The organism is Methylocaldum marinum (assembly GCF_003584645.1).
Classification (GTDB): Bacteria; Pseudomonadota; Gammaproteobacteria; order Methylococcales; family Methylococcaceae; genus Methylocaldum; species Methylocaldum marinum.
On sequence record NZ_AP017928.1, the window covers coordinates 2,066,046 to 2,092,631 of the forward strand.

Below are 26,586 nucleotides of genomic sequence, written 5' to 3' on the forward strand. Positions count from 1 at the left end.
AGTCCAAAGTATCTTGAAATGATATCATTTTGCCATGACAAACAATCGGTTATGCCTATTTTATGCGATCCATCCAACGAATTCATGCGGCTTCCGGGGCCGAGAAAATCAACAGCCTGTTAAGCATTGACTGGACCAATGGCCTATCAAACGATTCCGTGCAAATACTGTAAAAGTTCCGATGTGGTGCGCTATGGTACACAGAGTGGTTACCCCCGCTTTCGTTGCAAGCACTGTGGGCGCACCTTCAAGACCGAATACATTTACCGGGCCTACGAGTCCGGTATCAAAGAACAGATTGTTGACATGGCGATGAATGGCAGTGGTATTCGAGATACCGCTCGTGTTCTCGGGATTGGGAAAAACACAGTCATGTCTACACTGAAAAAAAGTCCACCGAAGTGGTCACGGTGAATCCTTACATCGGCTCTCGGGAAATCGCCGTGGAAATCAGGCATCTCTTTGATTCGCCGATGGATGTTCAGGCGGACGAACAGTGGAGCTATGGGGCTCGCAAGAAGAACCAACGTTGGCTCTGGTACGCCATCGACGCCGCCACCGGATGCATTTTGTCATTTGTGTTTGGGCGGCGCAAAGAGGACGTTTGCGAACAATTGATCGCCAATCTGCGCGTTTTCAATATTCGAACCTATTACACCGATGATTGGCCAAGCTATGCGGCGTTCATTCCGGCAAACCAGCACGTCATTGGTAAGAAATATACGCAAAAGATCGAAAACAAAAACCTTTTGTTACGCACTCGCATCAAGCGCTTAACTCGCAAAACGATCTGCTTTTCAAAATCTGAGTTGCTTCACGATGGGGTGATCGGCCTCTTCATTAATCGCCACTGCTTTCAACTAAATTGACCCACCACCGAAAATTCTGATCTTGGTATCCGAGATTTCAAATCGGCGAGCCAGTCTTCGGAGATCAGTGTATTGGGCAAAACGACCGCACGCGAGGGAATTGTAACAGGGCTGTTCGAGTTGTCGGCTCCAGCGCCTGTCTCCAATTTCACTATGAGTGGGAACGGACGCTCAAGTTTCTGCATTCGACAAACAGGAAGCAACCGGCGGACCGATAGACGAGCCTCGATCCAGTCCTTCCGACCGGCGCGATAAGAGGCCGACATATGAATGTCCGTTCCGACGTGCCATTGGATTTATATCGTTCTACCAATGACGCCCGGCCGGGCTGAGCGGACGCCATATGCTCGTCATTCGAAGCTTTTTTCTTTATTGCGGGGTCGGTCACGGATCGATTTCTGACACGCGCCTTAACTATATGTGTTGGATTTGCGCCTGCCGCTTTGGCAGGGATGGTCAAACACGTTTTCGTGAGATCTACGATGTAAAAACGATGGGGGCAGGGATACGATTCTGTGCCCTGGTTGGGAACACCATGGGAACATCGCGCATGCTCGTTTGTGCGCTGCTGGTTCTGAATCTTCTTGCGGCCGGCGCGGCCGACGCCTGCTCGCTCAGCTTCACGGCGCCGGCTCGCGGCAGCACGGTGGTGACGGCCCAAGTCGGTGTCGCCGGTACCGGCTCCGGGACCGCCAATCAGGGGGATGTCGGGCAGGTTACGGCCACCCTGAATGGCGTCCCGTTTTTCCAGCAGTCCGGCACCTTCACGACCCACATCAACTTCCTCGGGTCCGGCGCCGCCTCGGTGACGCTCCAGCCTGGCCCCAACGTTTTCGAAGTCCACGGCAGCGTGAACGGCTGCAGCGCCTCGGACAGCATGTGGTCTACTACACCCCACCCCCGCCGCCGGCTCAAAAGAATGCGGGACAACCGCAGGCCTGCAACGGCACCAATCCCGTCAACGGTGCCACCGGCAACAAATACCAGGCGGAATCCGACTATTCCGGCACCGGCCGACTGCCGCTGGAATTCAGGCGCTCACAACAGCGCCTACCCGGAACATCGGACCCTGGGGGTTACGCTGGCGCCACAGTTACGATCGCCAGTTGGTGTTGACCGCGCACGACATTTATGTCGTGCGTCCCGACGGCCGCGCCTATCGCTTTGCCAAGATCGGCGGCGAATGGCGGCCCGACGCCGGCCGATGTCGCCGATACCCTTGCCCCGCTCGGCCGGGCGTCCCCCCTTTTCCTGATCAATAAAATCAATTGACCTGGAATGGCCATTCTTTGAACACGGTCCCCGTCGCACGGATCAACTCACACCGATTGCCGTAGGTGGCCCGCTCCCAAACAAACTTGCTATCCCAAACTCCGCTGATCGTCACGGTGACCGGTTCGTAAACCGTCAGGCACATGATGTTCTGATCCTTGGGAAGACCGGCTAACGTACCGCTAGCCTTCTCCAGCTCGGCACACGCCTGCTCAGGATTAGGGTGTGTGCCTTGTGGTGCAGGTACTCCCGCATTCAAGCTGCAGCTCAATGTAACCGCACTTCGGACCGGCTCGGCATATTCGCCATCGGTGAAGGTCTGCACCAATTCCCGTGGAGCAACCGGCGCGAAGAAACCTGAATTGAGAGGTAGTGGGGCAGTTCTCATCTCGTTCTCTGCGGCGGAGACCGAGGTGGCGGGTACTGCAGTGCCGATCGCCAGAGCCCCTACCGCTACAATGCCGGAAAGAAAGTTAGATGTCTTCAAGCAAAACAAAATCGGAATTTTGGGAAGCGGATTTTCACTATCGCTGTGCAAGAAGTTCGCCAGAACCGCGTTACGCATTTTCACGTTCATATTTGTCAACTCCTTAACATTCTTCTACCGGACAATAACAATTCCCCCCGCCATCAGTCGAAATGATTCCGAAACGGTGGGGCGCTTCATTCATCAGCCTGTACTGGGCAGACTCGTTGCCACGAACTCGTGGTGGCGCCGTTAGTTATAGATCCTAAAGGTTATCATTTGGTGAATCCCTTCTCTTTCAGGTCTCGACTCAGACACCGCGGTTAGCTGTAGCGGTCCGATTTCATCCGTATCCCCGATTGAGAATATCCAGTCTTTCAGGAACAGTTCGATTGAAAAGCAGCGGTAACTTGACGATCCGGGGTGACATCGGTAACACGACCATTGCAAGCTTGCCATTAATGAATTCCAACCGGAGGTTCAAGAACATGCAGCCCTTCCGACTTCCCCAGGACCTGCACATCCACACGACCTATTCCCAGTACGACGGTTCGGTCGTGCCCGAGCAGTCGGCCGAGCTGATCGCTCGGGTGCGCCATGCGGAGATCATCGGCATCAGTGACCATTTTGAACATTTCGCCGACAGTTTGTACGACAATTATGTCCACGACCTGCGGGCCCTGGGCCTCTGGGTGGGCACCGAGGTAGACGGCGCGGGGTCGGTGGATTTCGCCTCTAGCCTGCATTTCGACTACTATATCTACCACTGCTACGATCGCGACGCAGACTACCGCGCGGTAGAAAAACTGCTGGCCACCGGATCGCCCGTGATTATCGCCCACCCCAACGCGCTCGATACCAACCTCAACCGGGTTCCGGGCCAATGTCTGGTGGAGCTCAACAACCGCTATGTGTGGCGCTGCGATTGGATGCGGTTCTACGGTCCACACCGCCAACGGTTCCGCTTCGTCATCAACTCCGACGCCCATCAACCCTTGTGGCTAGGCCAGAGCGTAGCGCGACGGGCCGCGGCGGAGCTGGGTGTGCAGGAGGTAAGCATTACCGACTTGTGAGGTAAGCCGGAAAGAATGGACACCAAAGTCTCCAATCATGAGTCGGATGAGGCGAGAACTCGCCGAGCTGAAGCTGGAGCGCGATCTGTCACCGTGCGTAAAGAACGTAACGAATGGATCGAAATCGTTTACAACCGCCAGCGGCGCCGGGCCCGATTGGGCAATGTATCGCCCACGGCCTATGCTCAACAGTTCTATCGAAACCGGCGGAAGCCATAGTCTTTGGCGTCCACTATTGTCAACCGACCTCACCGATTTTTCGACGGTTGTACACGGACGCCCGTTAGGGATTCACCAGGAAGTGCCGCTGGTGCCAATAGGGATAAACCGGTGTCACGTCGCTCGCGGCATCCAGCTTCGCCATTTGTTCGGGAGTCAGGTTCCAGCCGGTTGCGCCGAGGTTGTCTTTGAGCTGCGCTTCGTTGCGGGCGCCGATAACCACGGTACACACCGTCGGGCGCTGCAAGAGCCAGTTTATCGCGATCTGCGGAATGGTCTTGCCCGTTTCCGCCGCTATTTCGTCCAGGGCGTCCACGACGCGATACACGAGTTCATCGGGTACCGGCGGTCCTATTTCCGCCGTTTTGTGGAGCCGGCTTTGCGCCGGGAGAGGTTGATTACGGCGAATTTTCCCGGTGAGTCTTCCCCAACCGAGCGGGCTCCAGACGGCCGTTCCGACGCCTTGATCGAGCGCCAGCGGCATCAGCTCCCACTCGTAATCGCGTCCGATCAGCGAGTAATAGGCCTGATGAGCCGCATAGCGGGACCAGCCGTATTTTTCCGAGAGAGCCAGCGATTTCATCAAATTCCAGCCGGAAAAATTGGAACAGGCGAGATAACGGACCTTGCCGCTTCGCACGAGATCGTCGAGCGCCCGCAGCGTTTCGTCGATCGGCGTCAGCTCGTCGAATCCGTGCATGGTGTAAATGTCGATGTAATCGGTGTTCAGTCGCCGCAAGCTGGCTTCGCAGGAGCGTACGAGGTGATGGCGCGAGGTGCCCCGGTCGTTGGGTTCGTCACTCATCGGATAGGTCGCTTTCGTCGAAATCAGAACCTTGCCCCGGCGCCCTTTGATGGCCTGGCCGAGAATTTCTTCCGACAAGCCATGAGAATAAGTGTCTGCGGTGTCGAAAAGATTGACGCCCGCGTCCAGACAAATATCCACCAAACGACTGGCCTCCTGAACATCGGTGCTTCCGAAGGCGCGGAAATATTCGTTTCCACCGCCGAAAGTGGCGGTGCCTAAACTGAGAACCGGAACTTTCAGCCCGGAATTGCCAAAGGATCTGAATTCCATGGTTTTGTTTCCTCTCTTATAGGTCTTACAAAACGATACGATGGAACGAAGAATTGAAACTTACCAAGAGCCTATTCCGGTAGGACCGAAAAACCGTTCGACAGGCTCAGAGCGAACAGCCTGCTGAGATCGGCGCTTGGTACTACAGCTGCAGTTATGGTGGATGACCCACGACAGCCGCGTCGGTAATCGCACGGTTTTCGGGTAATTCTCATGGGCGCTAAATAGTTGCCCTTGCTGCTAACCTTTTCCAACACTCGACCGCCGAGTTCACGGTCAGGATACCACCGTGGCTCTTCTTTCTTGACCATTGGTACTGACGCAATGGTCGACGGACACAGAGGAGGTTTCGCCCCTGTGAGAGGAAATACGGGCATGTTCAGGCCTCGTTAATCTCAGCCGTAGTAGAAAGGACTCGCGCAAGCAATTGCGTGATCGGTCGCCGAGAAACACGGCGTGCCCGGCCTAGACAACATCAATTCTCGGTAATGGGTTACGAAAATGAAAGCGTCAGCTCGATCCTGGTCTCTGGCTACGTTGATCATAATGGTGATGGCACTGGAAGGATGCACTCGAGTGGTGCATCCTCGCCACGTTGGCCATGCCTACGGACACGGCCACAAACATCACTACCACCAACATAATCTTCATCACCATAACCATGGCTATAACAAGCCCCATAAGGGCAAACACGGCCAACGTCGGCACCGCCGCCATGATGATTGACATACTTTAAAGCACGAATTCGACCCCGGAGAAAGCCGGGTAAAGGCCCTGAAACGAAAACGGCAAACCAGCGGAACATTCGCTGAATTCCGATAGGACGTGCCAAACACGCAGAACGGAAAAATTGGCGCTACTCGTTCCGAAAAACGAACGCACGATATGAAAAAACCGGACTCGAAAACATTAAGGCGCCGAAAACTCTTGGGCTTTCCGGACGGACATCACCCGTTCTCCCGAAACGCCCGGAATCGGCCGACGATGGGCCTTAGAGTAGATGACCGGGGTTAGGCATGCCTGCCTTCCTCGACAGCAGGCCGGTCACTTACCGTAGCCAGCTAAGCCGGCTGTGGCCATGCGTCCGCGACGGCTTCGGTAAACCGAGGAGCGAGTCACTGCCGAGTTTTTGCGCCTTTTGGCGACTAGAAAGTCCCAAAAGGCGCAAAAACGACAGGGCGATCGGACAACGAGAATTAGCGCGGGAACCGTGCCGTTAAAAGCACAGTTGTCCCGAAAATTTCATGTCGATTGCCAGACTGCAATGCAAGGTTCCTTTAATGGTGATCTGGCCATCCACGACATTCTGGAATCGTCCGGTTCCGCTGCCGGGCACCGGTTTCGACACTTCAATAAACGAGAAACTCTGAAGGCCGGGAATCGCGCAATCCACCGGGACGCTCGTCGGATAGCCGCTTGTGTCCCAAACGAGTTGGGAATGAACGGGCAGATCATACGTCCCCGCATTGTCGTCGCACACCATGGTGTGATCGAAATTCAGTGGGCCGATGCTGTCGGGACCCGCATGCTTTCCGACTCCCTGCAGCCCGCATTTAAATTTCTCTCTGGCGAAAATGACATGCGCGATCCCAAGTGTGCCGCCCGGGCCCATGGCATTATTGAAAATCTTGCCCTCAACTGGAATGCATCGACTTGCGGCCCATCCGGAATCCGCAAGCCCAAGACCCAACAAGACGGCACCGACACAAGAAAACGCACGTTTCTTATACATAAGTCCTCCCATATGTCATCAAGCAGCAGATGATTCGGAAAATGCGGGGTGATCCGGCCAGTCAACGATGACGTTTGCATGCTCATCTCCGCCCGTTTGAATGATAGGAAATCAACAGCCGTCCCCGTCGCGTCGGCGATGATGGACTTGGGGCATAGCACCGTCAAGCAGCAGTTGTCACAAAATTGAAATTTACCGGCGTTATTTGGAGAGGCAGAAAAGCTTCAGGGTGACGAACGAATCTCGAGAGACCATCATGACTACACGCAGTGCCGCAGACCGGCGGGCTTTGGCATACTCACCCGGGCCGTCCGGGACGCCGACAAGAGCAGCTTATGTATTTCACCATCAAGGTCTTGATATCCGCCCTTCTGGTCGCGGCCGTTTCCGAAACGGCGAAACGGAGTAGTCTGATTGCTGCCCTCATTGCTTCCCTACCCGTCACGTCAATCCTGGCCCTCATCTGGCTCTACGTCGACACCGGGGATACCGAGTCGATCACTGAACTCTCACGGCAAATCGTCTGGCTGGTGCTTCCTTCACTGGCCTTCTTCTGGATTTTGCCTCTACTGCTGGAATGCGCGCTAAATTTCTGGCTCGCACTGGGCCTTGCGGCGATTACGACCTGCGTGTGTTATACCTTGACGTTATTACTGCGGAACCTTTTTCAATAGGCGTGGTTTATGCACTGAAAGGCTAGCCTGCAATCCTTATTCATAGCGGCACAGCCCCGGCCCTGGTTGCAAAGCCAGTTTTATCTCCCCGTCCGTGCGGACATTGCGCCGCAAAGCCGCTACGTGGGCGGCTGTTCCGGAGAAATATGCAGCGATCGGCCCGATGGGGTATCGACATGCATTTATCGGACGAAGTACACCTGCTACCGGACCGCCGTCTGTGAACGACAGCTCGCCGGCAGCTTACTACTCAGGCCTTTCCAGCCTTTGCATGAAACTCTTTCCAGTCACGTGATAAGATGCCGAGCCAACCGCCTACTCGAGCAGCGAAACATGAACCTCCCGGTCAGCTTTCTTCCGGAAGTCCCCGCATTCGATATTCACCGGGCACTGGCCCGGATCCAGGCCGAGGCTGATTGGATCGGCCTGCGTTTCGTCCAGGAACAGACCTATCGGCGTGCCGTCCGCAATCACCTCCCGGAAGACAACACCGTCAGCCTGGAGCGCGGCGTCATGGTGGAAGCCCGGGTGGACGGCCATATCGCCTATGCCGGCACCAGCGATCTCTCGCAACAGGGTTTGGTCCAGGCCGCCCGGCGGGCCTCGCACCTGGCCCGGACCTGCGCGCGCCATGCCTTGTTCCCATTCGCCGAAAGGCACCGGCCTACGGTTCGCGGACGCTTCGTCAGCACCCGGCAATCGGGTTTCGACCATCTGACGCTCGCCGAATTGACCGATCAACTGATCCGCGCCAGCCGGTCTCTAAAAGTGTCCGACAAGATCGTCAGCACGGCCGCCGAAGCCACACTGGTGGAAAGCACGGTGCACTACGTCTCATCCAGCGGCACGGATATCGAACAGCAGTGGCTGCAGATTTCCAGCCATTGCGCAGCCACCGCCCAGGACGGCGCCGAGACCCAGCAGCGTTCGCTGAACGGCCCGACTGCCCGCTGCCGTCAGGCGGGGCTGGAATTCTTCGATTTTCCGGCTCTTCACGCGGAGTGCGAGCGGGCGGGGCGCGAGGCCCTCGAGTTGCTGCACGCCGAGAACTGTCCCGATGAGACGCTGGACCTGATCCTGGCGCCGGACCAGATGCTGCTGCAGATCCACGAATCGATCGGCCATCCGTTGGAACTCGACCGCATCCTCGGTGACGAGCGCAACTATGCCGGCTGGAGTTTCGTGAAACCGGACGATTTCGGCCGGCTGCGCTATGGCTCGCCCCTGCTGAACGTCACCTTCGACCCGACCGTCGAGGGTGAGTTTGCCTCTTACGCCTTCGACGAATGCGGAAACCCCGCGACGCGGGAATATCTGATCCGGGACGGCGTGTTGCTGCGGGGGCTCGGCAGTTTGGAAAGCCAGTCCCGACTCGGCCTTCCCGGCGTCGCCAATTTCCGTTCGGCCGGCTGGAATCGGGCGCCGATCGACCGCATGGCGAACATCAACCTGGAACCTGGCACCAGTTCCCTGGCCGAGATGATCGCGTCCGTGGAGCGAGGCGTTTACATGCAATCCAATCGATCCTGGTCCATCGACGACTACCGCAACAAATTCCAGTTCGGCTGCGAATACGCACGCAGGATCGAACAAGGCCGGTTGACCGATGTCCTCAAAAATCCCAATTACCGGGGGGTGACGGTGCCCTTTTGGAACGCGCTGAAGCAGGTCGGTTGCCGCGACGAGCGGGAGCTCTTCGGAACGCCGTATTGCGGGAAAGGCGAACCCAACCAGCTCATCCGCGTCGGCCATGCCGCCCCGCCCTGTCTGTTTGCGGGCATCAACGTGTTCGGAGGTGGCGCGTGAGCTTTGTTCCGGAAACCCGGCGGCTGTTCGACGATCTCGCGGATACGGCCTTTTCCGACTTGAAGGCCGGAGAAGCGCTCAGCCTCCAACTCAGCGCCGAAGATCAAACCTATGTGCGGTTCAACGATTCCAAAGTGCGGCAAGCCACGGCCGTGCTGCAGAGAAACCTGGCACTCACCTTTCAGTGGGCCGGCCGTCAGGTGACTTTCACGTTCGACCTCGGCGGCCACGTCGATCGGGACCGGGCGCTTCTCTTTTCCTGTTTGGAGCGAGCACGTCAGGAAGCCCGAACTCTCCCGGAAGACCCTTTCGCGGTGCCCCTGCAAAACCACGGAACCAGCGCACACGAACATTCGGGATCAGAGCCGGACGCAGCCGATGCAGTCGGTGCCATCGCCCGCGTTACTCAGGGAACGGACTTTACCGGACTCTTGGCCTCCGGCCCGCAAGTCCGCGCAGTCCGCAATTCGGCGGGATTGAATCACTGGTTTTCGACCGCATCCCTATGGGTGGATTATTCCCTGTTCACGACCAACACTTCCGGGGATAACAAGGCCGTCAAAGATCGTTTCTGGGGGCCGGTATGGAATGAGGAACGGTTCCAAACCCTCCTGAATGCCGACAAGGACCGGCTTGCCTTCTTGAAACGTCCCAGCCGCGCGATCGCGCCCGGCGAGTATCGGGTTTATTTCGCGCCGGCCGCCGTCGCCGACCTCGTCGCCATGTTCTCTTGGGGCGCCCTCAGCTACCGGGCGTACCGGGACGGCAATTGTGCCCTCAAGCGGCTGATCCAAGGTGAGGCCACTTTATCCGAACTGTTCACCCTGAAAGAAAACTTCGGCTTGGCGCTCACGCCGCGCTTCAACAGTCTGGGCGAGCTTCCGCCGGTGGAGTTGATGCTCATCGAGAAGGGACAATTGAAAAACCTGCTGGTGAGTTCCCGTTCCGCAAAACAATATGGCGTCCCGTCCAATGCGGCGGATCCGACCGGCTGGTTCGGAGAGCATTTACGCGCGCCGGAATTGATGCCCGGCAACCTGCCCGAGACCGAGGTACTGAACCGCCTGGGTACCGGTCTTTACGTGAGCAATCTGCATTATCTCAACTGGAGCGATGTCCAGGCCGCCCGGGTGACCGGCATGACCCGCTACGCCTGCTTCTGGGTCGAGAACGGCGAAATCGCGGCGCCCATCGATGATCTGCGGTTCGACGACAGTTTGTACCGAGTGTTCGGCTCGGCGCTCGAGGCGCTGACCCGCGAAAGCCCGGTCCATCCCGACATCGATACCTATCACAGCCGTGCGCTCGGCGGCAGCAAGATACCCGGGGCGCTGGTCGGCGCTTTTCGCTTCACGCTTTAGACTATCGGCACAGAGCCCGTTCCGGGCATTCGTAAGATGCGCGCGGCGACCGGTTTTCGGCCAAAACGGCCACTCTGCCTGGCGGTTGATTTCGCTCGATCGGCAGCATTAGGGAGTTTCTCGAACTGGCACTGTCGGTCAAAAGCCGCTCTTGACTGACCAGCGACTGCTTTCGATGGCGAATCAGGAATATCGCCCCATGTCATGCTCCCTGTCTCTATCTGATTCTTTTTTCGCTTGCTCCATGGCCCCCAAGGCATATTTGTGACAGAAATCCCAGTAATAGCGCATCCATTTCAGATAGTACGGGCGCTGTGGTGCTTGGACCCCATGCTGCAACAGTTGGGTCTCGTAGAGATGGATCAACTCGGAGGGGAGAGCCAGCGTGTCATGCAATCCAGAATGGTCTATCTTGATGAAAAGGGATGATATACGGAAGGATAGACGAGGCAGATCAAGGCATGTTGTCAGGTGCCAGGCGGCGTGATGGAAACGGCCGGAAGCTATACGGAAACTATTCAATCAATTGTTATGCCTATGAAGATTGAAGGTTCCGCAAATATCAGCGATGTATTTTCCATTTTTCATGATGGAGGCATTGTTCGCTGTCATGAAGAAAATGGGTCGTTGCTATTGGAAGTTGAAATTCAGTATCTGGCAGAGAGAATAAGTCCTGCTTTCCGGAAGTTCGCAGTCCTCTTGGAGGATATTACTCCCTTCTCGCTCCAAAAAGGGCTATTCTTAGAGGAGAGAAGTTGACCAATTTGTGGAAGGGAGGCGGTTATGAACCGAAGAATCCGTATCCAACGGTTGGCCCCTCAAGACCGGGAGGAGTGGCAGAAGCAGTATTACCGGCACAAGGAGCAACGTCCCCGGCGTCGTCTCACGGCCTTGAAGGCCGTTTGGGACGGCCAGACTTTGGCGGACGTGTGCCGGACTCAGCACCTTCGCCGCAAGACGCTGGAGCATTGGCTGGATTTGTATCTTCATGGGGGCTTTAAGACGCTGCTGGCCCCGGAGCGGCGACGTGTTCCCCAAGCTCTGTCCTGCCGGCAACGGCGAGTCTTGCGTTACATCCTGCTGCATAAGACGCCGGCCGATTATGGCCTGGACAGCTATCAATGGACGGCCCGGCGGGCGCAGGCCCTCATCGCCGCCAAGTGGAATATTCATCTGGGGTTGGGGCGCCTGTACCCACTGTTTGATCAGTTCGGGCTTTCCCACCAGCGGGTGCATCGGGACTATGGGCCGCCTCGACCGCGGCTACAGGCGGCCTTCGTGGACGCCTTGGAAAAAAAAGGTGGAGGAAGCCAGGTCTCCGGACCGCGCTCGGGTGGCGCTGGATGAGTTTGCCCTGCGCTCCGTTCCGGATACGCATTACGCTTGGGCCGAGCGGAATACCGCGCCCAGAGTGCCCAGCGACGAACGCCAGCGGACCCGGCTGAATGGTTTTCTGACCGTCGATTTGCACCGGGGGCTCACCGGGGTTCAATTCCGCTCCCAGGGCAAAACCGGCGATGTCGTCTTCGTCGTGGTGCTGACGGTGCTGCGCTACGTACAGCAAGGGTGCCATTGGATCACCCTGATTCTGGACAATGCCCGCACCCATCGGCACGCCATGGAAGTGGCCGCAAGGGAGTTGCTGTCGGAGATCGCCGAACTCGCCCACTGGCCGGACTTGAAAGCCACCACGGTGGAGTTTCTGCATACCCCCCCGTACTCGCCCGCTCTCAACCCGGCCGAGTATCTGATCCATTGGGTTCGCCAAGAGACTCTTTATCATCTACCCTGCACCTTCACGCTCCAGGAAAAGGCGGATCGCATTCGTCACCATCTCGCCCAGGCGCCGCCCTTCACTCCCGAACAAATGCAAAAGCTCCTGCGCCATATTTACAAGTTGCCAAAGGATAAAACAGTAAAATGGCCGTAAGCGTCCGCTGGAGGACAGTCTTTTCCTGATGCCGCCGAACAGTTAACCGTCAGGACCTTATACGTTGGCTGGTTTCCAGTTGTGGGGTAGCAGGCTGTCGATCTCCCTCTGCTTGGTGGTGGGTAAACGGGTCAGGACGTCTTTCAGGTAGGCCTCTGGGTTGAGGTCGAGTTCCTTGCAGGTTTGGATGAGGCTGAACACCGTGGCGGCGACCTGGCCGCCCTTGGGCGAGCCGAGGAACAGCCAGTTCTTGCGGCCGATGGTGAGGGGGCGGATCGCCCGCTCACTGCGGTTGTTGTCGATCTCCAGGCGACCGTCTTCGGTATAGCGCTCCAGCGCCGGCCAGTTCTTGAGGGCATAGCCGATGGCCTGGGCAGTGGGGGTCTTGGGCGCCAGCTGGCGCAGCCGGTCTTCGAGCCAGGACTTGAACTCGGCCAGGATCGGCCGCGCCTGTTCCTGCCGTAGCTTTCGGGTGCCTTCGGCGTCGAGTTGCTGTTCCTTGGCCTCCCGTTCGATGGCGTAGAGCCGGCCGATGTACTCCAAGGCCTCATGGGCGCTGATGCGCTTGCCGTTCTCGGTCTGTCGGGCAATCTCGAAGAACTTGCGGCGCGCATGCGCCCAGCACGCCACTTCCAGGACCTTGCCTGCGGCGAAGATCTGGTCGTAACCGGCATAGGCGTCCGCCTGCAGGTAGCCGCTGTAGCCTTCCAGTTTGGCCTTGGGATGCTTGCCCGCCCGGGTTTCGGTGTGGTCATAGACGACGATGGGCGGCGAGTGGCCGGCGTATACCCAAAACCGGGTTTCCCGCGTCTTGCCGCGGTCCTGCACCGCCACAGTGGTGTCGTCCGAGAAGATCACCGGCTGTTGCTTGAGCAACGCCAGCATCCGCTCGACCAAGGGCTGCAGCTGCCAGCCGCTCTGGATGACCCAGTCGCACAACGTGGTGCGGGCAATGGGGACACCCTGGTGGGCAAAGATTTGCTCGATGCGGTACAGCGGCAGGTGATAGCCGTATTTGGCCATCAGCAGATGTGCCAGAAGACCCGGCAGAGGGATGCCCTGCTCGATGATTTGCGGCGGGGCCGGTACCGTGGTCAACTGCCCTTGGCACTTCGCGCAGGCGCACTTTTCCCGCCGCGTTTCCACGACCTTCAGTTGCGCCGGGACGTAATCCAAGCGTTCGGAGCTTTCGTAGCCGATCACCGGCCGTTCCTCACCGCAGGCAGGACACTGCCGGTCTTGTGCCGACAACGGCAATACCACGATCTCTCGCGGCAGATGCGCCGGCAGTGCGGTGCGCTTCGGTTGATTCTTGGCGGGCGATTGCACCACCACCGTCTTGAACGCCACCGGACTGGCGACGGGGGCGTCCTCGGGCACCTCATCCCACAGCGGCAGTTGGTCGATGTCGGGGAGGGTCGCCAGTCGCTCGGAACGGGCGCCGAACAGCAGCTTCTTCAGCTGCGCTAGGTCGAATTCCAGCCGTTCGATGCGCGCCTCGCGCTGGGCCAGGGTGGCCTTTAGAGTACGATTTTCTTCGGCGAGAGCGGCGGCATTCATGGCTGCCATTATACCCGGTGGACCACCCGAAAGCCCAGCTCTGATGCGGGTTTCAGGCACTTTCGACTCAGCCGACCCGACCCGCGCGAACCGCGCGGAAACGGGCCACCGTCAGGTCCACGCCTTCCAGCAACAGCAGCAGGTCCGAGCGCGAAATCGTCCCCTGAACCGGCTTGCGGAAGCGGCCTTTCTCCAGCCGCTTGTAGGCCAGCCAGAAACCGTGACGATCCCACCACAACAGCTTCACCTTGTCCCGGCCCCGGTTGAAAAACACGAACACCGCACCCGATAACGGCGAATGCCCCAGACTGCTCTCCACCGCCAGCGCCAAACCATCGATGGACTTGCGCAAATCGACCGGCTCGGCCACCACATACACCGCCGCCGCACTCAGAATCGTCGCCAGCATCACGAGACCAATGCGGCCACCACCTGCTTCAACAACCCGGCATCGAACCCCGGTTTCACCTCGATGCGAACCCCGCCCACCGACAACCACAGACCACCGACTGCTGTCTCACCGCCATCTACCCGCATCAACGTCAGTGGCGCCACCACCGCTGGCTGCGCTACGCGTCGACGCCAGTAGATGAATGCCGCATAGCTGACCGCCTCGCGCGCACACCAAGCGCGCACCGACAACCCACTCCCTGCCTGTTGCTCCAGCAGGACCCGCCAATGCATCTCTCGTTCTTGTTTCGTCATCGCCATCTCCTCCTCTTCGGGAATATGGCGATACTGTGACTCAGGCGCTAATCGGTGGGAATTATGCGGACAGCCGGACGCTTACCCAGAATGAGGGGCTCGACCGTGCCGTCGGCGCGGCGGCGGCCGGTGCTGACCCAGACCAGCCGGAACGGCTGCGGCAAGAGTCGCGTGTGATGCGGTGTGCCCAGACGGCGCAGTTCCACATCGCGGATGACGCCTGCCGCCCGATCCGCGTCCGTGAGGGGGCACTCCCGGCTCACCTCATAAGCGACGTTCTCCTGGACCCGGCCGACAAAACTGCACGCATGGTCGTGCAGATCCTGGAACAAGCGATAGTCGGAATAGCCGCGATCGAACACATAAAACTCACCCGGTTGGACGAAGCGCCGCAACTCGGCCCGCTCCGAGCCGGTGCCGGTCATCCCGCCACAGCGCCCAAGCCATCCGGGGCAGCGCCGGCAACAAGCTCCCGTCGACGGCCACCAACGGCAGCAGCCCGCGCAAGCTGGTCATCGTGGGATTGAAAAAGTACAACAGCAGCAACAAAGCATACGGGTCATAAAACAGATGCCGATTCCCCGCCCGGTCGCGTGCCGTACCGGCCGCATGCAAGTCCGTCAACAGCGGCCCCAACAGTTCCAGGTATTTGACGCCTTGAAGTCGGTCCTCCCCAAAAGGACCCCATGGAATGCTCATCGAAACCTCCAATGGAAACGCAACTCTACCCATGACTTCGACCATGGCATGCCCGCCCACATCCAGACAAAATTCGTGCCGAACACTATTGGGTGCTGTGAGGGCTGGGGGCTAAACACCCCCGGCTACCCAATTAAGCTAATTTGCCCCGATCAATGCAACCGAAGTCACTTCCTCTCCGTCCGAGCTTGTGATGACTTGAATTTGCACGCCTCCCTTTTGGTAAAGACCATCAATATATTGAAAGCCACTAGAGTTCATCTGATTCTCAAAATCACGTTTGGCTATCGTGCAGCTCATGGTTACGATAGTTGGTTTTGGCCCATCCGCCGAGCTGTAAACGAAGATAGGTTTATCCTTGCATTGTTCTGATATTGTGGACAATTCATTAGGCGTTAGTAAGTAATTAATCAAACTGTCTGAGGAATATTCTTGATGCTCAGAAAAGCTCACAATCACCGTATATACAACGACAAAAAATACAACTGCCAGCACCAATAATACTAATCTTATAATACGAATGCTCATTTCGCTTCCATGAAAAGAATTCCTGGCTTTGCGGGTTGGACTGCGTTCAACTCGGGAGGCAAGATTCCACACATTGGCCCTCCTTGTGCTGGTGGCACTGGATATAGGAACGGGGTTGCTGAATAATTTTTATTGTTTCCAACAGGTCCATATCTGTCCCAGATTTGGAGCGCCAAATCCTTGCTAACAGGTTGGAATATTTGTACATATGGCACACTTGGATTGACAGCCCGATAAAAACCAATCAAGTCAGACACTAAATCTTCGGCGCTATATCCACTATTTGTTACCCAACGGAAAGGCCACCCTGACTGCATAGACTCGAACGCGTTAGATACGTCCAAGAATATTGATAGGGCGACCGATTTCTTGTCGTTTACTTTGATGCCTTTTTTAATATCGTATTTCTTTTGCATGCCCATTTTTATATATTTGTTGCCCATCATCTGTTTGTACGTAACAGGCTGTTGATTTTCTCGGCCCCGGAAGCCGCATGAATTCGTTGGATGGATCGCATAAAATAGGCATAACCGATTGTTTGTCATGGCAAAATGATATCATTTCAAGATACTTTGGACTCTTTCATGCGCGGCGCCGACATCACCCAGCAAGAACTCTTCAGCTACCGAACCTTGGAAGACCGGATTCCCAAGGATCATCCCCTTCGGAAGCTCCGGGCCGTGGTCGACATTCTGCTGACCACGCTGGACTCGGAATTTGATGCCCTCTATGCCCGGACCGGCCGGGAATCGATTCCGCCGGAGCGGCTGCTGCGCGCCAGTCTCATCCAAGTCTTGTTCTCTGTCCGCTCCGAGCGGCAGTTGGTCCAGCAGATCGAATTCAATCTTTTGTACCGCTGGTTTGTCGGGCTGACCCTGGATGCCGAGGTCTGGGACCACTCCACCTTCAGCGCCAACCGGGATCGGTTGCTGAACGAGCGGATTTCCCGGCTGTTTTTCGAGCGGGTCGTGTTGCTGGCGGAATGGCAGGACCTTTTGTCGGACGAGCATTTCTCGGTGGACGGCACGCTGATCCAGGCGTGGGCCTCCATGAAGAGCTTTGTGAAAAAGGATGGCAGCTCGCCTCCGCCGGAGGACGGCGGCCGGAATCCGTCCGTCGATTTCAAGGGCGAAAAGCGCTCCAACGCGACCCACGCCTCGACCACTGATCCGGAGGCTCGCCTTTACAAGAAAAGCGAAGGGGATAAAGCTCAACTGTGCTTCATGGGCCATGCCCTGATGGAAAACCGGACCGGCCTGGTCGTGGATGTCGAGGTGACTCACGCCACCGGCACGGCGGAACGGGACGCGGCCAAGATCATGATCGGTCGCACCGTCACGAAGCCCGGCGCGACGGTCGGGGCGGACAAGGCTTACGACGTGCCGGAGTTCGTGCAAGCTCTCCGGGAGCAGCGGGTCACGCCGCATGTCGCCCGGAAGGAAAAAGGCTCCGCCATCGATGGCCGCACCACCCGACACGCCGGCTACCGGACCAGCCTGAAGAGGCGCAAGCGGGTGGAAGAAATCTTCGGGTGGTCGAAGACCGTGGGCGGGTTACGCCAGACCCGGTTCCGGGGTTTGAAGAAGGTGGCGGCCCAGACCGTGTTCACTTTCGCCGCCTACAACCTGACCCGGTTGGGTGGGCTGTTCGGCTGGCGATGGTCGACGGCCTAGGCGGGCGTCTGCCCAAAATTCGCCGAAAGGCGGCAAGAACCCCCAAGCGGGGGGATGAAAACCGGCTAGAACCGGGATTTCAGAGCTAAAAGGACCTTCAGCACTAAAAATTAAGCCGCCGATAAGGGGTAAAGCCGAAGGCATGGAGGCGAATTTCAACAGCCTGGTAATTCTGAAAAACTCCGATTTTCCACTTCCCTCATCTTTTTCGTTCAGAATCTTATCCCACAGATTCTTGGCTCCATCCGGCCCATCTGGATTGGCGTGGCCTAAATCTACCCATCCACATTTTCTTGTGTAAATTAATCCATATTTTCTGCCAATAGCCTGAGAGCCATCAATAATATCTGACCGTGATGTCATAATTTCTTCCCTCGTTTGATAAAAAGCTTAACGCCGCGGATAAGGAGCGCCTTAACAGGCTGTTGATTTTCTCGGCCCCGGAAGCCGCATGAATTCGTTGGATGGATCGCATAAAATAGGCATAACCGATTGTTTGTCATGGCAAAATGATATCATTTCAAGATACTTTGGACTCTTTCATGCGCGGCGCCGACATCACCCAGCAAGAACTCTTCAGCTACCGAACCTTGGAAGACCGGATTCCCAAGGATCATCCCCTTCGGAAGCTCCGGGCCGTGGTCGACATTCTGCTGACCACGCTGGACTCGGAATTTGATGCCCTCTATGCCCGGACCGGCCGGGAATCGATTCCGCCGGAGCGGCTGCTGCGCGCCAGTCTCATCCAAGTCTTGTTCTCTGTCCGCTCCGAGCGGCAGTTGGTCCAGCAGATCGAATTCAATCTTTTGTACCGCTGGTTTGTCGGGCTGACCCTGGATGCCGAGGTCTGGGACCACTCCACCTTCAGCGCCAACCGGGATCGGTTGCTGAACGAGCGGATTTCCCGGCTGTTTTTCGAGCGGGTCGTGTTGCTGGCGGAATGGCAGGACCTTTTGTCGGACGAGCATTTCTCGGTGGACGGCACGCTGATCCAGGCGTGGGCCTCCATGAAGAGCTTTGTGAAAAAGGATGGCAGCTCGCCTCCGCCGGAGGACGGCGGCCGGAATCCGTCCGTCGATTTCAAGGGCGAAAAGCGCTCCAACGCGACCCACGCCTCGACCACTGATCCGGAGGCTCGCCTTTACAAGAAAAGCGAAGGGGATAAAGCTCAACTGTGCTTCATGGGCCATGCCCTGATGGAAAACCGGACCGGCCTGGTCGTGGATGTCGAGGTGACTCACGCCACCGGCACGGCGGAACGGGACGCGGCCAAGATCATGATCGGTCGCACCGTCACGAAGCCCGGCGCGACGGTCGGGGCGGACAAGGCTTACGACGTGCCGGAGTTCGTGCAAGCTCTCCGGGAGCAGCGGGTCACGCCGCATGTCGCCCGGAAGGAAAAAGGCTCCGCCATCGATGGCCGCACCACCCGACACGCCGGCTACCGGACCAGCCTGAAGAGGCGCAAGCGGGTGGAAGAAATCTTCGGGTGGTCGAAGACCGTGGGCGGGTTACGCCAGACCCGGTTCCGGGGTTTGAAGAAGGTGGCGGCCCAGACCGTGTTCACTTTCGCCGCCTACAACCTGACCCGGTTGGGTGGGCTGTTCGGCTGGCGATGGTCGACGGCCTAGGCGGGCGTCTGCCCAAAATTCGCCGAAAGGCGGCAAGAACCCCCAAGCGGGGGGATGAAAACCGGCTAGAACCGGGATTTCAGAGCTAAAAGGACCTTCAGCACTAAAAATTAAGCCGCCGATAAGGGGTAAAGCCGAAGGCATGGAGGCGAATTTCAACAGCCTGTTAAGGCGTCTGCTTGATCCGCTTGATTGCGTTACGTTGGAGTTCATATAACGCTTGATACGGGTATCGCTGCCGATAAGCCGCGCCGCCACCATAGCCCAAATAGAGCGCAAAGCTTTCCGGCGTCGACTTCATCGGTTTGTGTACGCCCGACATGGGCATGAACTGATGGGGTGAAAGTCCCCTGTGGGAGTACCTGTAATGCCCACATGGGCAAACATAACTACTAGCCGACGGCAAGGGCAAACCCGCGAGGGGATGTCTGAAGGAAGCCCGAGCGCAAAGGTGCGAGCCGACGAACAGACCAAATCGCCGGGAGCGATTTTGAACAGCCGGAGGCTGGCCCGAAGGGTGAGCCTCAGGGATGCGGCGAGTAAATCGCATAGAAGGCTTAGTCTCTGGGCGAGTCAGCACAAGATGACGAAGCCCATCGGGTAAAGGAGATAGGGTAAATGCGGCGGTTATGCACCGAGAGTACATGTACTTATTCGGGGAGATCTGTCCAACTTGCGGACTGTGTGACCATGGAAGTCGAACTGAGGGCTACCTCGAAAGGGATGGAGTATCCATCGAATCCTAACGTCACTGAGGTTGCCATGGGAGCCGGATTGAGGACCACCGCGAAAGCGGCGGAATGACCACCGGTCCCTACCGTGATCCAGTCAGCGCGCCTTGCGGCAACGCCTGACGTGATTGGGCAGAAGTCAGCAGACGGCACAGTAGCCAAACGCCCACTGTAATGGGTGGGACAGGGTGAAGGCCGGAACCTTCGGCAACGAGAAAGCCGGACGGACCTCAGCGCCCGTATCGCACCCGACCGGGTGAAACGGCCTTGGCGGTTCGAACCGTAGCCAGCGTTGGAGGTAGCCATTTGTCGGTGACCTTTCAGCTCCGGAGGAAGCGCCCCGTGCGGCCCCGCATGCGGGGTGCTGTGGGGGCCGGAGGCTAAACACCCCCGGCTACCCGATTAGAACTTTTCACTCACTACTAGGGGCAAGCGTAACGAAAACATCGGATAGATCATCAGGTTGTAGAGCCCACCGGTAAGCCGGATGCACTTCCCAGTCAAATCCAAAGTCGACGAATTTGTGTGAAAGATATCGACTTTCCTCGAAATAACGCCGATCAATGTAATCACCCTTCTCTTTCCGCGCTGTTAGGAAGTTTATCTTGTACATGAAAGCCGCCAAATCCTTCGTGTCTGCGGGGCGATTTCCGTAAAAAGTGAATTTCTTGTTCTCTTGGATATTCTTTATTTTCTTGAGGAGATCGGCCGTAGTGTAGCTGTATCCTTCGCTAGCTTTCCTTTCGACGCGAGAAGGCTTCATTCCAAACAATAATCGCTCGACATCTGGGAGTTCGGATCGATATTCGTTGATGGTGTCTTGAAGTCGGCCTTGAGAGTATTCCTCAAAAATGCTGTTGAAATCCGAAGTTCCGATCAATTCGTGATTCTCAGCGCCCGCGTGCTTGGCGGCAAGTGTACAAAGCTTAACCAAGTCGCGTGGTCTCTTTCTAATCAATGACATTAGCATGCGGTAAGTTGGTATTTTTTCCCATTTCCCCTTCCCATTAAAAACGGGTTCCATTACCTTCTCTAGATGTCCCGCGAGTACCGGCTGACTTAGCTTCATCAATTCTTCCGCCGATTTACTTTTCCCGTGCAAGAACTGATCGACTCGCTTTACGAGCAATGCAAGAATTTCATGGTTAGACCATGAGTACCAAACTACCGATCCTTCTATTTTATCCGTCGATTCATCTGAGGTTCTAACGAGGTAATATACATCCGAACGCAAACTCACTCGAAATGATATCCCCTTGCTTTCAGATGCCAAGTCCCGGATCGCGTTTAGCAGTGCTGAAATCTTACGTATATCCGTTTTATTTCCTTGCCATCCTCTGTCTAGGTCATCAAGATAAACAAATATCGTTCCACTTCCTAGGAAGTCATTGATGATTGCTTTTTTTGATTGACTTAGATCGGCATAGTCTCCAGCACGAAAGGTTGACTGAAGAAAGTCAACTAATCGGCCCCCATAAGAATTGAGCTTTCCTCTCCATCCTTCATGCAGCAAACCGAAAGACACCAGTGCTTTTTGCGCGATGATTTCCGATATTCCAGCCTTCCACTCCCGTATGAGTTTCAAAAAATCAGTCTCGTTTTCGCCGATGCCTGCGATGTCGTCAGGTTTGATCAAGAGAGTCAATTTTCCCTCTTGCATCTGTTCGTACATCGCAACCTGAAATAGCGCTGATTTGCCAATACCCTTATGTCCAACAAGAATGCGTATTGGCAGGTTGTTTGCTACTTGGCTGTAGGCCTTTCCCTTGAAATAGTATGATTTGAGACGATCAATGTCTTCGTCCTCGGCAGCTTCGTGGCCGAATATTTCTGCAATATTTTCTTCGTTGAAATTCACCACCAAGTCTCCAATTGGTTTTTTGTTCTAACAATTGATTAGAGTTGTTTCAGATGCTAAACAATTGTAAATCAACAGATTTTATAGTTCCAAAGACCGGCGGAAAGTGAGAAAAAATAATCCACGAAGTAATCCAGATGATTTCTAATCCGATGCATCAAGCAGTGGAAGAACTTCATGCCACCGATGGCATGCTCAACGATGACCCGCGTGGCGGCTTGTTTTCTGTTTTGTTTCTTCTGCTCAGGCGTCAATGTCGGATTAGGGTTTTTCTTGGATTTTCTGGGTTTCTTGTGGGGTAGATATATTTGGGTACTTTGATAATCTTTGTCCGCGCCCAGAAATCCTAAGTCAAGCCATAAATTGACCTTCTCGAACCACGCTGAACCCGGCGTGAAGACGTCTTTCATGAGTGTGTAGTCATGTACGCTGCCTGCCACAATGCAGCACAAAAACAATATCCTTCGATTAAAGTCGGAGATTACGAGGGATTTGAGCGTATGTCTTTTTTTTTCCGCTGTAATGCTTTTCCTGTTCAGTTTCATCTTGGGGTCGAACGCAAGCGACCTCCACGCCATCGATCGCTATGTTCTTACAGCGTTTTCAACTTCAAAAAAATACACTAAAAACAAAATTATTATTAAAAATCACCAACTTATAGAATTTTACCTGTATTTTCATGGCCATAAAAACGCTGTATATTGATCAATGAGTTGAGAAAATTCTTCTGGGGTTGTTAGCGTGCGCTCCGGCATGACGTTGAGGCTTGTCAACGCTCGCACTAAAACCGGCAGCAACCGGTCGATATGGGCATGGGCATGTCCGCCACTGAAACCGAAATGAAAGCCCAGAACGTCAAAAGTGGGATAGGTTTTCAGATAGTACAAAACGAAAAACAGCTTTTTCTCGTAAGAATCAAGATAACCTTTAGGGCCGCCCTGTTTGACGTGTTTTATTTCGCCTTTTTCGACACGCTCTCGATCGATGGCTTGAGCGGCCGACTCGAATACTTTGACGAGGGCTGTGAACTTCGCCTTGGGCATTCCAATCAACGATGCCACGATGCGGTCATCGGTTATTTTGCTAAATTTGTCGTAGATCACGGAAGGTTTTTATATTTGGATTTTTTTAAGAAACAATTGGGCTATCAATACCATGCATTAGCATCAGGTACAACTCTATTGAATAGTTTCCGTATAGCTTCCGGCCGTTTCCATCACGCCGCCTGGCACCTGACAACATGCCTTGGTCTGCCTCGTCTATCCTTCTGTATATCATCCCTTTTCATCAAGATAGACCATTCTGGATTGCATGACACGCTCGCTCTCCCCTCCGAGTTGATCCATCTCTACGAGACCCAACTGTTGCAGCATGGGGTCCAAGCACCACAGCGCCCGTACTATTTGAAATGGATGCGCTATTACTGAGATTTCTGTCACAACTATGCCTGGGGGGCCATGCAGCAAGCGAAAAAAGAATCAGATAGAGACAGGGAGCATGACATCGGGCGATATTCCTGATTCACCATCGAAAGTAGTCGCTGGTCAAGAGCGGCTTTTGACCGACAGTGCCAGTTCGAGAAACTCCCTAATGCTGCCGATCGAGCGAAATCAACCGCCAGGCACGAGTGGCCGTTTTGGCCGAACCGACGCCGGACAGATATAGCGCGCCCAATCATTGCTTATCGGCCTTTGCGGACCATGACTCTCTCCGGAAAGCGGCCGTTCGGGAATGAGCGCTTCCATGCACCACAAATCACTGTTGCCGCCCGGAAAGAGTCGGTCGCTTCAAATATCCGAGTGGCAAACAGCCAGGCGTATCGCTTTCAGGCGCTGATCCGGTCCAGGCGATCGAGCGCCGCGCGATCGAGGCTTATCTCGGCGGATTGCAAGATTTCCTCAAGCTGCGCAAGGCTGGTTGCGCTCACGATGGGGGCTGTGATACCCGGCTGCGCCATGACCCAGGCAATGGCGATCTGCGCGGGGGTGGCGTCAAGGCGCGCAGCGATCTTGTCGATCTCGGCGAGAATATCGAGGCCACGCGGATCCAGGTAATGGGCGACGGTCTGTGCTCTCGCCTTGCCCGCGACATCACTCTCCTTACGATATTTCCCGGTAAGAAAGCCGCCGGCCAAAGCGTAATAAGAGAGCACTCCGAGGCCTTCATCGAGACAAAGCCTCCGTAGCGGCCCCTCGAAGAGGGAGCGGTTGGCAAGGTGGTAATGGGGCTGCAGGCAGGCGAAACGCGGAAAGCCCTTGGCCTCGGAGATCGCTAGCGCTTCCGCGAGCCGCGGTGCCACAAAGTTCGAGGCGCCGATGGCGCGGACCTTTCCGGCCTCAACCAGAAGCGCAAAGGCTTCAAGCGTTTCTTCCAGGGGAACGTAAGCGTCGTCGATATGCGCTTGGTAAAGGTCTATCTGGTCAACCCCGAGGCGTTTGAGGGAGGCGTCGGCCGAACGCAGGATATGGGCCTTCGAAAGACCCTTGCCGAAGGATTTCATATCCATGCCGACCTTGGTCGCGATGACGATCTTCTCGCGCGCGCCGCCGCGTTTGAGCCACAAACCGAGGATAGATTCGGATTCGCCGCCGCTATGGCCGTCTACCCAGGTTGAATAGACATCGGCGGTGTCGATCAGTGAAAAGCCTCTCTCGACGAACCGGTCTATGAGGGAAAGCGAGGTAGCCTCGTCGGCGGTCCAACCGAAGACATTGCCACCCAGCGCCAAAGGCGCAATCTCGATGCCGGTCGAGCCGAGTCTACGTTTTTTCATGCCTTCCCGGTTATGCGAAGAAACAGGGGCAGACCGGGTATCGGCGTGTATGGCTTTAGGTCCGGGAATTCAGCATGGTCCTGGTCGATCAGATCGTGACCGACCTGTAACAGGCCAACTTGTTCAAGGGTACTCATAGGTCTTAAGCCTCGGGGTGTGCGGCGCAAGCAGCCGGTATCTGGCCGCATTATTACGGGTCTCGCTCCCCATTGGTAAGCCCCTGTACGCGTCTTTGCCCGAAACGCTGCATTTCTTCCGCCGGGCTGTTTGCCCCCCTAAAACCCTTGACCCGAAATCGGCTCGATCAGGCTATTTCCACCCCGTGAATTCGGCACTATGGTACAAAACCTACAAGATTGTCTCGTTTCCAACCCTGATTTATGGCCGGGGCCTCCCTGGCTGTTGTTGCACTGTTCTTCAGGTCTGTCTCCGGGATAGGCCGAGGGGGCGCTAGTGCCTATTGAAGCCTCAGATACCTGCGTCCCCGGCTGATTCTCCGGGACGCAGACGGTTCAGCTTGCCCCGGCCTCGTCCGCCTTAGCATCCCGCAGCCGTCTTTCATCCCATCCGGTACACCATCAACTGCCCAGTCGGCGCCCGATGGCTCCTTCGTAGCAATAGGGGCCGCCAGTGGTCCGCCATTTGCTTATTTCCGGCCAGGTATTCACTTTATCAAGAGGGCGATTCCGATGGCATTCACCGTGATTTGTCACAAGAACGACGTGACCGAAGGGAGTATGGGGTTCTTCCAGGCCGGAAAAAAGAGCGTACTGGTGGTTTGGCCGACAGGCGGCGAGCTCAAGGCGTATCGCGGACGCTGCCCACATGCCGACATGCCCTTGAACGAGGCGAGCTTTGACGGGAAGACAATCAAGTGCCAGCACCATCAATGGGGCTTCGACTGCACCAGCGGCAAGTGTGTGACACACATCGTCCGCCACGTCCTCCACCCCTACGAATTGCGGGTTGAGGGTGACGAGATTCAGGTCGACGTCGGGCCGGTCAAGCCGCCGCGCTCAGCTGCCGGAGTCCACGAGTCCTCGAAAACGTAAATATTTCGTCCCACGGATTTTCCAAACCTTAGGGGTGCCATAAACAGTTCAGTATTCTCGCCATGCGTGTCCGTGCAGATTTTTCCCGGAAAGAGATCGTTCGGCTCGCAGAGGCCGAATGGGTCCCGTCCCCGCAATCAGGCGTAACCCGTTTAATGCTCGACCGGATGGGTGGTGAGATTGCGCGGGCAACCAGCCTGGTGCGTTTCGAGCCGGGCAGTCACTTCCCGTTTCATGTGCACGGAGGCGGCGAGGAAATCCTAGTGATCGAAGGCTCGCTCGCAGACGAACATGGCGTTTACCCGGCGGGCACGTATTTGCGTGATCCCGTAGGCACATCCCATGCGCCTTACACGAAAGAGGGCTGCACGCTGTTCGTGAAGCTTTGGCAGTTCTCGCCGGATGACACGCTCAGGACGGTCATCGATACGCGGTCGCAACACTGGATCAGGGCAGGCCGTGACGGCATGGCCGCCGTACCGCTGCATGATTTCGACGGAGAATCGACTTATCTGATCCGCCTGTGGCCCGGACTCCAACTGGAGCGTAATTTTCATCCGGGTGGCGAGGAAATTCTCGTGCTCGAGGGTGTTTTCTGCGACGAAGACGGCACTTATCCGGCCGGCAGCTGGATACGCAGCCCCGTCGGCAGTACGCATACGCCTTATACCGAAGAAGGCTGCGTACTGTTCGTCAAGGAAGGCCATCTGTCCCAGGCAAAACTCGATGCCTTCGAGGCCAGCGGCATCAACGCCCAATGAAGCGGTGGTTCCGGCAAGGCCCGGGCTACAAGCGCTCGACGCAGCTACGCAATTCGATCTCCCGGGACCAGGCGCCGGATGGTTGATCGAGTACGGCAAGATGCTGCACGTATAGGCGGAGTGATTGCGGTGGGT

The 26,586-nt window shown here is 56.3% G+C and carries 27 protein-coding genes; 13 read left to right on the forward strand and 14 right to left on the reverse strand.

The genetic code is table 11. From position 1 onward, the window contains the following. Nucleotides 1–138 precede the first annotated feature (138 nt). Both sS8_RS09080 and sS8_RS29895 read left to right on the forward strand, forming a co-directional pair. Nucleotides 139–869, forward strand: a protein-coding gene (locus sS8_RS09080) for an IS1 family transposase (protein WP_119629372.1) whose coding sequence is annotated in 2 segments (ribosomal slippage) — nucleotides 139–403 and nucleotides 403–869 — 732 coding nt in all. Because the reading frame shifts where the segments join, the coding sequence is not laid out codon by codon here. 879 nt (nucleotides 870–1,748) lie between these two features. Then, nucleotides 1,749–1,985 carry a DUF6531 domain-containing protein gene (locus sS8_RS29895; RefSeq protein ID WP_408631166.1) on the forward strand — a complete coding sequence of 79 codons (237 nt, stop codon included), beginning with the start codon at nucleotides 1,749–1,751 and terminating at the stop codon, nucleotides 1,983–1,985. A gap of 148 nt (nucleotides 1,986–2,133) precedes the next feature. Here the strand turns inward: sS8_RS29895 and sS8_RS09085 are convergent, their stop codons facing one another. Beyond that, nucleotides 2,134–2,718: an SSI family serine proteinase inhibitor gene (locus sS8_RS09085; RefSeq protein ID WP_119629373.1), complete on the reverse strand. Its 585-nt coding sequence runs from the start codon at nucleotides 2,716–2,718 to the stop codon at nucleotides 2,134–2,136. Nucleotides 2,719–3,059: 341 nt separating this feature from the next. Here sS8_RS09085 and sS8_RS09090 point away from each other — a divergent pair, with 341 nt between their 5' ends. Further along, a complete protein-coding gene (locus tag sS8_RS09090; protein ID WP_145986463.1) occupies nucleotides 3,060–3,680 on the forward strand; it encodes a PHP domain-containing protein in 621 nt (206 codons plus the stop codon). Nucleotides 3,681–3,963: 283 nt separating this feature from the next. Here sS8_RS09090 and sS8_RS09100 read toward each other — a convergent pair whose 3' ends face one another. Then, entirely contained in the window at nucleotides 3,964–4,977 is a 1,014-nt protein-coding gene (locus sS8_RS09100) for an aldo/keto reductase (RefSeq protein WP_119629376.1), read from the reverse strand. Nucleotides 4,978–6,193: 1,216 nt separating this feature from the next. After that, complete coding sequence (locus sS8_RS09110) at nucleotides 6,194–6,709, reverse strand: hypothetical protein (RefSeq protein ID WP_145986464.1); 516 nt, start codon at nucleotides 6,707–6,709, stop codon at nucleotides 6,194–6,196. Between the two features lie 335 nt (nucleotides 6,710–7,044). Here sS8_RS09110 and sS8_RS09115 point away from each other — a divergent pair, with 335 nt between their 5' ends. The 6 genes from sS8_RS09115 to sS8_RS09145 all read left to right on the forward strand — a co-directional run bounded on the left by sS8_RS09115 (nucleotide 7,045) and on the right by sS8_RS09145 (nucleotide 12,480). Continuing rightward, nucleotides 7,045–7,383, forward strand: a complete 339-nt coding sequence (locus sS8_RS09115; RefSeq protein ID WP_119632679.1) for a DUF3147 family protein — start codon at nucleotides 7,045–7,047, stop codon at nucleotides 7,381–7,383. 333 nt (nucleotides 7,384–7,716) lie between these two features. Continuing rightward, complete coding sequence (locus tag sS8_RS09120; protein WP_119632680.1) at nucleotides 7,717–9,189, forward strand: TldD/PmbA family protein; 1,473 nt, start codon at nucleotides 7,717–7,719, stop codon at nucleotides 9,187–9,189. Then, nucleotides 9,186–10,550 (forward strand): TldD/PmbA family protein, encoded by a 1,365-nt coding sequence (locus sS8_RS09125; protein ID WP_119629379.1) that lies wholly within the window; start codon nucleotides 9,186–9,188, stop codon nucleotides 10,548–10,550. Before sS8_RS09120 ends, sS8_RS09125 begins: the two co-directional genes overlap by 4 nt. A gap of 531 nt (nucleotides 10,551–11,081) precedes the next feature. Then, complete coding sequence (locus sS8_RS09135; RefSeq protein WP_232020579.1) at nucleotides 11,082–11,309, forward strand: hypothetical protein; 228 nt, start codon at nucleotides 11,082–11,084, stop codon at nucleotides 11,307–11,309. A 24-nt stretch (nucleotides 11,310–11,333) separates the two neighbouring features. Beyond that, nucleotides 11,334–11,897 carry a helix-turn-helix domain-containing protein gene (locus sS8_RS09140; protein ID WP_119632681.1) on the forward strand — a complete coding sequence of 188 codons (564 nt, stop codon included), beginning with the start codon at nucleotides 11,334–11,336 and terminating at the stop codon, nucleotides 11,895–11,897. Further along, entirely contained in the window at nucleotides 11,851–12,480 is a 630-nt protein-coding gene (locus sS8_RS09145) for a transposase (protein WP_170161012.1), read from the forward strand. Before sS8_RS09140 ends, sS8_RS09145 begins: the two co-directional genes overlap by 47 nt. A gap of 57 nt (nucleotides 12,481–12,537) precedes the next feature. On the opposite strand, the gene tnpC is transcribed toward sS8_RS09145, so the two are convergent. The 7 genes from tnpC to sS8_RS09180 form a co-directional block, all read right to left on the reverse strand. Further along, entirely contained in the window at nucleotides 12,538–14,049 is a 1,512-nt protein-coding gene (tnpC, locus tag sS8_RS09150; RefSeq protein WP_119629383.1) for an IS66 family transposase, read from the reverse strand. Between the two features lie 58 nt (nucleotides 14,050–14,107). Next, nucleotides 14,108–14,449, reverse strand: a complete 342-nt coding sequence (gene tnpB, locus sS8_RS09155) for an IS66 family insertion sequence element accessory protein TnpB (RefSeq protein WP_119627852.1) — start codon at nucleotides 14,447–14,449, stop codon at nucleotides 14,108–14,110. Then, on the reverse strand, nucleotides 14,449–14,751 hold the full coding sequence (tnpA, locus tag sS8_RS09160) for an IS66 family insertion sequence element accessory protein TnpA (protein ID WP_119627851.1): 303 nt from the start codon (nucleotides 14,749–14,751) through the stop codon (nucleotides 14,449–14,451). Before tnpA ends, tnpB begins: the two co-directional genes overlap by 1 nt. 41 nt (nucleotides 14,752–14,792) lie before the next feature. Further along, the gene (locus sS8_RS09165; RefSeq protein ID WP_170161013.1) at nucleotides 14,793–15,140 is read right to left on the reverse strand and encodes a transposase; all 348 of its coding nucleotides are present in this window, start codon (nucleotides 15,138–15,140) and stop codon (nucleotides 14,793–14,795) included. Beyond that, nucleotides 15,115–15,444 (reverse strand): hypothetical protein, encoded by a 330-nt coding sequence (locus sS8_RS09170; protein ID WP_145986466.1) that lies wholly within the window; start codon nucleotides 15,442–15,444, stop codon nucleotides 15,115–15,117. Before sS8_RS09170 ends, sS8_RS09165 begins: the two co-directional genes overlap by 26 nt. Nucleotides 15,445–15,582: 138 nt before the next feature. Continuing rightward, nucleotides 15,583–15,972 (reverse strand): hypothetical protein, encoded by a 390-nt coding sequence (locus tag sS8_RS09175; protein WP_119629386.1) that lies wholly within the window; start codon nucleotides 15,970–15,972, stop codon nucleotides 15,583–15,585. Next, nucleotides 15,969–16,418, reverse strand: coding sequence for a hypothetical protein (locus tag sS8_RS09180; protein ID WP_119629387.1), 450 nt, complete (start codon nucleotides 16,416–16,418; stop codon nucleotides 15,969–15,971). Before sS8_RS09180 ends, sS8_RS09175 begins: the two co-directional genes overlap by 4 nt. 138 nt (nucleotides 16,419–16,556) lie before the next feature. On the opposite strand from sS8_RS09180, the gene sS8_RS09185 reads away from it, so the two are divergent. Both sS8_RS09185 and sS8_RS09190 read left to right on the forward strand, forming a co-directional pair. After that, on the forward strand, nucleotides 16,557–17,645 hold the full coding sequence (locus sS8_RS09185; RefSeq protein ID WP_119628055.1) for an IS5 family transposase: 1,089 nt from the start codon (nucleotides 16,557–16,559) through the stop codon (nucleotides 17,643–17,645). Between the two features lie 542 nt (nucleotides 17,646–18,187). Further along, nucleotides 18,188–19,276: an IS5 family transposase gene (locus tag sS8_RS09190; protein ID WP_119628055.1), complete on the forward strand. Its 1,089-nt coding sequence runs from the start codon at nucleotides 18,188–18,190 to the stop codon at nucleotides 19,274–19,276. A 1,143-nt stretch (nucleotides 19,277–20,419) separates the two neighbouring features. Here sS8_RS09190 and sS8_RS09195 read toward each other — a convergent pair. From sS8_RS09195 to sS8_RS09210, 4 genes are all read right to left on the reverse strand, one after another. Beyond that, nucleotides 20,420–21,865: a P-loop ATPase, Sll1717 family gene (locus sS8_RS09195; RefSeq protein ID WP_119632682.1), complete on the reverse strand. Its 1,446-nt coding sequence runs from the start codon at nucleotides 21,863–21,865 to the stop codon at nucleotides 20,420–20,422. Between the two features lie 71 nt (nucleotides 21,866–21,936). Beyond that, the gene (locus sS8_RS09200; RefSeq protein WP_119629388.1) at nucleotides 21,937–22,443 is read right to left on the reverse strand and encodes a transposase family protein; all 507 of its coding nucleotides are present in this window, start codon (nucleotides 22,441–22,443) and stop codon (nucleotides 21,937–21,939) included. Between the two features lie 99 nt (nucleotides 22,444–22,542). Continuing rightward, nucleotides 22,543–22,968 (reverse strand): helix-turn-helix domain-containing protein, encoded by a 426-nt coding sequence (locus sS8_RS09205; RefSeq protein WP_119629389.1) that lies wholly within the window; start codon nucleotides 22,966–22,968, stop codon nucleotides 22,543–22,545. A gap of 722 nt (nucleotides 22,969–23,690) precedes the next feature. Further along, nucleotides 23,691–24,593 carry an aldo/keto reductase gene (locus sS8_RS09210; RefSeq protein WP_232020580.1) on the reverse strand — a complete coding sequence of 301 codons (903 nt, stop codon included), beginning with the start codon at nucleotides 24,591–24,593 and terminating at the stop codon, nucleotides 23,691–23,693. A 734-nt stretch (nucleotides 24,594–25,327) separates the two neighbouring features. Between sS8_RS09210 and sS8_RS09215 the strand changes: the two genes are divergently transcribed. Continuing rightward, on the forward strand, nucleotides 25,328–25,690 hold the full coding sequence (locus sS8_RS09215) for a Rieske 2Fe-2S domain-containing protein (RefSeq protein WP_119629391.1): 363 nt from the start codon (nucleotides 25,328–25,330) through the stop codon (nucleotides 25,688–25,690). A gap of 62 nt (nucleotides 25,691–25,752) precedes the next feature. Beyond that, on the forward strand, nucleotides 25,753–26,451 hold the full coding sequence (locus sS8_RS09220; RefSeq protein ID WP_119629392.1) for a cupin domain-containing protein: 699 nt from the start codon (nucleotides 25,753–25,755) through the stop codon (nucleotides 26,449–26,451). Nucleotides 26,452–26,586 lie beyond the last annotated feature (135 nt).